Origin of the sequence: Mesorhizobium sp. M1A.F.Ca.IN.020.06.1.1, from assembly GCF_004023265.1 — a bacterium.
GTDB lineage: Bacteria > Pseudomonadota > Alphaproteobacteria > Rhizobiales > Rhizobiaceae > Mesorhizobium.
Genome location: NZ_RZSR01001538.1, coordinates 1 through 800, shown reverse-complemented (window position 1 = coordinate 800; position 800 = coordinate 1). Strand labels below are relative to the sequence as shown.

1 protein-coding gene and 1 pseudogene are annotated in these 800 nt (G+C 63.2%); one reads left to right on the top strand and one right to left on the bottom strand.

The genetic code is table 11. The annotated features are described in order from the left end of the window. Window positions 1–3 precede the first annotated feature (3 nt). Window positions 4–537, bottom strand: a complete 534-nt coding sequence (locus tag EOA60_RS35390; protein ID WP_245322417.1) for a L,D-transpeptidase — start codon at window positions 535–537, stop codon at window positions 4–6. Between the two features lie 146 nt (window positions 538–683). Here EOA60_RS35390 and EOA60_RS35385 point away from each other — a divergent pair. Then, window positions 684–800, top strand: a pseudogene (locus EOA60_RS35385) (DNA-binding response regulator); the annotation flags it as partial.

Sequence of the window (800 nt, the reverse complement as noted above, 5' to 3'; positions counted from 1 at the left end):
CCCCTACCTCACTACCTTCACCACGGTCCGGTCCGACAGCAGCGGCAGCAGCCTCGCCATGGTGCGCGCCGTTACCGCGACGCAGCCTTGCGTCGGCGTGAAGCCGGGACGCGCCAGATGGAAGAAGATCGCGCTGCCGCACCCGCGCCGGCGCGGCGCGATGTTCCAGTCCAGCACCAGGCACACATCGTAGAGCCGGTCGGCGCGCCGCATCCGTTCATGGCTGGCGCCGTAAGGGATCTTAACCGGCCGATTGTAGTTGCGGTCGTCCGGCACCTCGCACCAGCCGAGATCCGGGCCGATCGGCGCCATCGCCAGCCCCGTCCGGCGGCCGCCGGGAAACTGGTCGTTGCGGAAATAGCCTGACAATATCCGCATCGCAGCCAGTGGCGTCGCGCCGTCGCCCTCGCGCTTGCTGGCGGAAATGCCGCCGCGCCCGAGGGCGCAGGGAAACACCGTTTGGCCGGCTTGCAGCAATCCCTGCGCAGGGTTGCCGGGCCTCGCACGCACAACCAGGACATGCAGCCCCTTCGGCAAAAATTCGCCTGCCGCATTGCGCGCGCGTTTTTTCTTGTATGATTGTCTCACGGAACAAATCACTGTGAACGACTGTTGCGCCGGTGAGCTTCCGCATAAATGGGGGGAGGTCAACTGAATATTCTTTTTAAAACAACGGATTGATCATGACATCACGCACCATTCTGATCGTTGACGACGACGACGACCTGCGAGCCACCCTCGTCGAGCAACTGGCGCTTTACGAGGAATTCGACGTCCAGCAGGAAGCCACTGCCGCAAAA